Consider the following 6,000-nt stretch of genomic DNA (forward strand, 5'->3'; position numbering starts at 1 on the left):
ATCCTTTATTTTTTTTCAAACTCATAGTATTCCGTCAAAGCTTTTTACTTAATTTTGTTTAAATTGACTTTCACAGTTTAGCATCCCGATAAGCTCATTATGAATAAAATCCTCATTATAGACGATGATCCTACGATCTGTATCATGCTTCAAGGCCTACTTAATAAAAAAGGTTTCGAATCTGATATCGCCTTTTCTGCCAATGAAGGATTAAAAAAATTTGGCAGCTTTAAGCCGAACTTGGTCATTAGTGATTTTCGTTTACCTGATATCAATGGCCTTGATCTTCTCAAGCAAATAAAGAGTTTGAATCCTCACATGCCTGTCATCATCATGACATCTTATGCTGAAATTCGAACAGCCGTGAATGCCATAAAACTGGGAGCTTACGAGTACATAACAAAACCTCTCAATCCTGAAGAAATTCTCGTCCTTATCAATTCCGCAATAGAAAAATCTAAAACTGTTGAGGAAGTTGGTAAAACTAAAAAAATCGAATTCATTCGTGGTAAAAGTCCTAATTCTGTTCAGATCGATCAGTATATCAATCTGGTTGCTCCAACTGATATGTCTGTGATTATTGAGGGAGAAAGTGGAACAGGAAAAGAAATTGTAGCTCGACGAATTCATGAGGCCAGTGCCCGAAAGGATAAAAATTTTGTGGCAGTAGACTGTGGAGCCTTATCCAATGAGTTAGCAGGAAGTGAACTTTTTGGTCACAATAAAGGCTCTTTTACTGGTGCCATTACCGATAAAAAAGGTCAGTTTGAATTTGCCAAAGGGGGGACACTCTTCCTGGATGAGATTGGAAATTTATCCTACGAAATCCAGATCAAACTATTAAGGGCTATTCAAGAAAAAAAAATTCGTCAGCTTGGTAGTAATAATGATATTGATACTGACGTTAGAATACTCGTTGCAACCAATGAAGATCTAATTAAAGAGGTTAATAAGTCTAATTTTAGAGAAGATTTATACCACCGCTTGAACGAATTCAAGATTTCAGTTCCAGCTCTTCGTGATAGAAAAGAAGACATCAAGCTTTTCGCTGATAATTTCCTAAACCTATCCAATCAGGAACTCAATAAAAATATCAATCACTTTTCTGATGAATTTATTCAGAAACTAAAAGCATACAGTTGGCCAGGAAATTTAAGAGAGCTTAGAAATGTGATTCGAAGAGCCTTACTTTTAAGCACTGGTGAACGTCTCGAAACATCAGCCTTGCCTCCCGAAATACTCCACTATCAGGAATCGACAAGTATAGCTGATAATACGACTGACTTGAAACTTATTCAGGCTTCAACAGAAAGAGATAAGATTATTGATATTTTGAGAGAAGTCAACAACAATAAATCAAAGGCAGCACGCTTACTCAATATCGACAGAAAAACGCTTTATACTAAGATGAAGCAATATGGTATAGAAGGTTAATTTAAAATAGAATGACAACAAAATTTCTAGTTTTTTTCCTTTACTATTTGACTGTGTGTGCTCCGTTCATTCTTATCTACAAACCCGAATTAGACATTAGTCAATTCATCATTGTCTATTTCTTGTTTTTCAGACCTCTTATTGATGGTTTATTCTTGTCTTACCTGACAAAAAAAACAAGATGGGATTTCTATATTCCATTTTACTCACACACGAAATATTTCAGAATGTTTATAGGTGGAAAACTGTAGACGTCAAACTCAATTAAGGGTTCTCTTGCAAGTCTTCAATTTGTTTAAAAATCTGATTTGATAATTCCTCAAGTTTATTAATAGCACGATTCACCTCTTCAATACTCATTAGCTCATCAGGCTCTTGATGAATCATTTTTTCTAATTCAATCAAAATATCACTTGCAGACTCTATTTTAAGCTGTCGGTAAGAGCTCAACATTCTATGGGCAATTTCACCTATCTGCTTATAATGCTTGCCATCACTAGCATCTTTAAGGAGCTGAAGACTCTCCTTGGCTATTCGCGTGAAGCTAGTCAGAATCTTATTAACTAAGGCATTATCACCTCCCGAGAATTTCTCCACTTCTGATAAATCAAATAATAGATGGCTCGTTTCATATAATGATTTCACTTCCTCCACCGGACTCATTTCAACTTCGATCTTCAATTGCTTACATAGGGTTTCCAGTAATGCATCTTCTTCAAAAGGCTTCAGTAAGTAGGCTGACATACCTTCTTTGATATATTTATCCAAATCAACTTGACGCACATTCGCTGTTAAAGCAATAATAGGCATCTTTGATTTTAGATTAGTACGAATATATTTGCATAAGTCCACACCTCCCATTTCTGGCATATGAATATCAGTCAGTAGGATATCAAACTTGCTATTTTGCATACACTCCAGAGCCTTCAAGCCATTATTTACAAAGCTTGGATTTAGATTCCATCCTTTAAAAATAGTTTGCATCAGAAGCGAACTGTACTCATCATCTTCAGCCACCAAAATCCTTTTTTGCTTGAGTTCATCAGGCACTTTATTTATAAGCTTCACTGATGATTCCTCTCTAATAGCTTCCCCCTTTGTAATTGGAAGATCCAAACGAAATTCAGATCCTTTACCCAATTCACTGCTGACACTTAAATCGCCACCTAACATTCTAGCTAATCGTCGACTAATTGATAAGCCCAAACCAGTTCCACCATATTTTCTTGCAGAGAAAGATTCTGCCTGACTGAAATCTTCAAAAACATGTTCTAATTTATCAGATGAGATACCAATACCTGTATCAATTAAACTCACTTTAAACGTGTTTTTGTCAGCACCTGTTTCCATTACAGCCTTTATACTTACAGCACCTTCTTCGGTAAACTTAATTGCATTTGAACCTAGATTTAATAAAATCTGTTTTAAACGAAATGGATCACTTTCAAATAGATATTGTTCTTCACCATCGTAAGTCCATGAAAATTTGATATTCTTCTTGTTAGCAGAAACACTTAATAGGTTGTATACCTCCTGTATCAATTTCTTAGGTTCGAAACTCTGCTTTTCTATCACCAGTTTACCGGCTTCAATTTTCGCAAGATCCAGAATATCATTTACCAAACCTAGAAGATGATTTGATGAGTTCTCTATGACCTCAACATACTTTGTTTGCTCAGCATCCATTTCCGTTTTTTCAAGCTGACGAGAGAAACCTATCAAAGCATTTAATGGTGTTCTTATCTCATGACTCATCGATGCTAAAAATTCTTCTTTCACCCTAGCTAATTTCTCAGCTTTGCCTTTGGCAAGGATAAGTTGTTTTTTCAGATAATCTGATTTTGAAAGGTCGAGAAGGGTAAACAGGATGAATAATACACCAAAAATAAACCCAACAATAATAACAATGGTTATGAGTATAATGGAGTCTTTAGCTAGTTGCTCGGTTTGGGTAACCTTTTGTGTAATATCTCTAATTTGTTGCTGCTCAAGCTCAGTTAATAGCTTTTTTATCTTCTGTAGTATGATAGCGTTTTCATCAACCAATTTGAGTTCCTCATGCATTAATCTTTCACGAGCCTTTTGCTCTTTTCTCCGAGATAACTCTAATTCTTCCTTAAAACTATTGAAGAGACTGTCTTGCTTTAAGATAAAGCTACTATCAATACCCACCTCTTGACGCTCAATCACACGATCAACAACCTCGTACTCGGATTCTTTTTTCTTCCCAAATTTAATTCCAAGGAAACTTTTAGGTTCTTCTACCTTTTTCTTGGTTTTCATTATTGTATCAACAATAGTCCGCTTGGTTATAGAGCTCTCAAGCTCTGCTCGAGAATAATTTGAGGCATCACTCAATTCTTTTAAAGCTTGCTCAGTATAATTTATACTCTCCTTAACCTTTTTTATTCGGGCAAAAGCATTTAATTTTTTGGAACGAACATCAATCAAAAAGATCATCGAATCAATCATTTGGATTGAATGTGCATTCTTAATATTGCTTGAACGCAAAGAATCCAGATCATATTTAATAGACTCAACCTTTTTTACAAACAATTTCAAATACTGATCTTTCTTAGTCAAAGAATAAATTCGAATATGATTTTCCGCTTCAGAAAGATCGGTAAGAAGATGGTTCATGCGAGAAATCTCAGCATCGGGCTTGGAGAGTTGAGAAACTGAATTCATCAACCTTTCATAGCTTGAGTGACCAATAAACCCAGCACTAACTATTGTTATTAGTAATACAAGATAACCTGCAATCACTTTTACTTTGATGTGTTGATCTTTATTTTTTACCATATGAGGTTCGAAATGTTTGTAAAATACAAATTTAGAGGATTTTATATATAAACCGATGTTAATATTCTACAATTGAGTATTTCTCACTCAGTTCTGGCTAAAAATTCCCCAATTACATACCCAGACTCTATACTCACAACAGAAACTTTATTTATTTACAAAGCATTCATATTACACATTTTAAACAACTTACGAAACATTTAACCCAAAACGAGATGAGTAAATTCCCTTTGGCACAGTATTTACAATACATGTTTTCAGAATTAAACTAGAATCACATAAATAAAGATCAAAAACATGAAACGTATTATTTTTGCCCTATTAATCCTACCATTTTTTGTTGCTTGTAATCAGAAAGAAATTAAGCAACTTAAAGAACAAAATCAAGAACTTACAAACACAGCAAACCAAAAAGAGGTTGCCATTAATGATTTTGTAGCAACTTTAAATTCCATTGAGGAAAACATTGAGATTATTAAAGAGAAAGAAAAAATTGTCGCTGTAAATTCAGAGAATCCAGACAAATCTCAAAAACAAAAAATTTCAAGTGCACTGACTTCTATTAATAATATTCTTGAGCAAAATCGTTTAAAGATTGCTGAGCTTGATAAGAAACTTAAAAATAGCTGGTACCAAAATTCAAAGCTGAGAAAATTAACTGAGCGTTTGAAAGCTGATGTTGCTCAAAAAGAAGCTGACATTGTAATTCTTACAGAGAATATTGCTTCATTAAATATCAAAGTAGAAGGTTTAACAACGAATGTTGCGAGTCTGAATACAACCGTTGATAGTTTAAGTACTGAAAATGCTGAAAGAACGAAGCTTATTGAAGAGAAGACTAACAACCTAAATACGGCTTACTATGTGATTGGGTCTAGTTCTGAGCTAAAATCCAAGAATATTATCACTAAAAAAGGTGGTATTATTGGCATCGGTTCTGCTACTGTTTTAAACGAAAACTTCGATTCAAAAGAGTTCAAACAAATTGATATCAGAGAAATAGCATTAATCCCTATTGAAGGTGAAAAAGTTGAAATAATCACGACTCATCCTCTAAGCTCATTTAAATTTGAAGCGGGAAAAGGATTAGCAATTATTGATGCTGAACAATTTTGGAAAAGTTCAAAATACCTGGTTGTTAAAATTAAATAATCAAAACCTACTGAAAGTGCATTAAATAAAGGCCATCCTTTCAGATGGTCTTTCTTTTTCCATAACATATATCTTTATATTAGTAAAGCAAATATGTTACATAATTGAGGAAGCACACCACAGTAGTGAGGAAATATTCCACAGTTTTATTCACCAATTAAAACCATGGAGAGTTTATCCTAAACAGAATATATCACACAAAGCCTACAAACAGTGGCTTTTATCTTAAATTTTCAAACTCAATTTTTCAGAATTTTATTTTTGGCACAGTATTTATACTATACCTACCAGAATTTATTTTGAATATTGTATAATTTAGAACATGACTATGAAACGTATTATTTTTGGATTATTGATCTTAACTCTTTTTGCTTCTTGTAACCAAAAAGAACTTGAACAACTAAAGGCTGACAAAGTACAACTTACAGAAACACTTAAGCAGAAAGAAGTTTCTATTAATGAGTTTGTATCTACTTTAAACTCTATCGAAGAGAATCTTGAGATCATCAAAGAAAAAGAGAATATTGTAGCTGTTGCTTCTGAGACTCCTACAAAATCTCAAAAACAAAAAATTTCACAAAACATCGCTGCTATCAACAACTTACTTGAGCA

General features: G+C 33.7%; 4 protein-coding genes. 3 read left to right on the forward strand and 1 reads right to left on the reverse strand.

Annotated features, from left to right (window positions below; all coding sequences use genetic code 11):
- The first annotated feature begins 99 nt into the window (after positions 1 to 99).
- Entirely contained in the window at positions 100 to 1,434 is a 1,335-nt protein-coding gene (locus ABY905_RS03505) for a sigma-54-dependent transcriptional regulator (RefSeq protein ID WP_372640555.1), read from the forward strand.
- 264 nt (positions 1,435 to 1,698) lie between these two features.
- On the opposite strand, the gene ABY905_RS03510 is transcribed toward ABY905_RS03505, so the two are convergent.
- A complete protein-coding gene (locus ABY905_RS03510; RefSeq protein ID WP_372640557.1) occupies positions 1,699 to 4,236 on the reverse strand; it encodes an ATP-binding protein in 2,538 nt (845 codons plus the stop codon).
- A gap of 297 nt (positions 4,237 to 4,533) precedes the next feature.
- Between ABY905_RS03510 and ABY905_RS03515 the strand changes: the two genes are divergently transcribed.
- Together ABY905_RS03515 and ABY905_RS03520 are read left to right on the forward strand one after the other, a co-directional pair.
- Positions 4,534 to 5,388 (forward strand): hypothetical protein, encoded by an 855-nt coding sequence (locus ABY905_RS03515; protein WP_372640560.1) that lies wholly within the window; start codon positions 4,534 to 4,536, stop codon positions 5,386 to 5,388.
- A 328-nt stretch (positions 5,389 to 5,716) separates the two neighbouring features.
- A partial coding sequence (locus tag ABY905_RS03520) for a lipoprotein (RefSeq protein WP_372640563.1) occupies positions 5,717 to 6,000 on the forward strand: 284 nt, incomplete at its 3' end.

The sequence above is a fragment of the Ancylomarina sp. genome, assembly GCF_041555295.1.
In the GTDB taxonomy this organism is placed as follows: Bacteria; Bacteroidota; Bacteroidia; order Bacteroidales; family Marinifilaceae; genus Ancylomarina.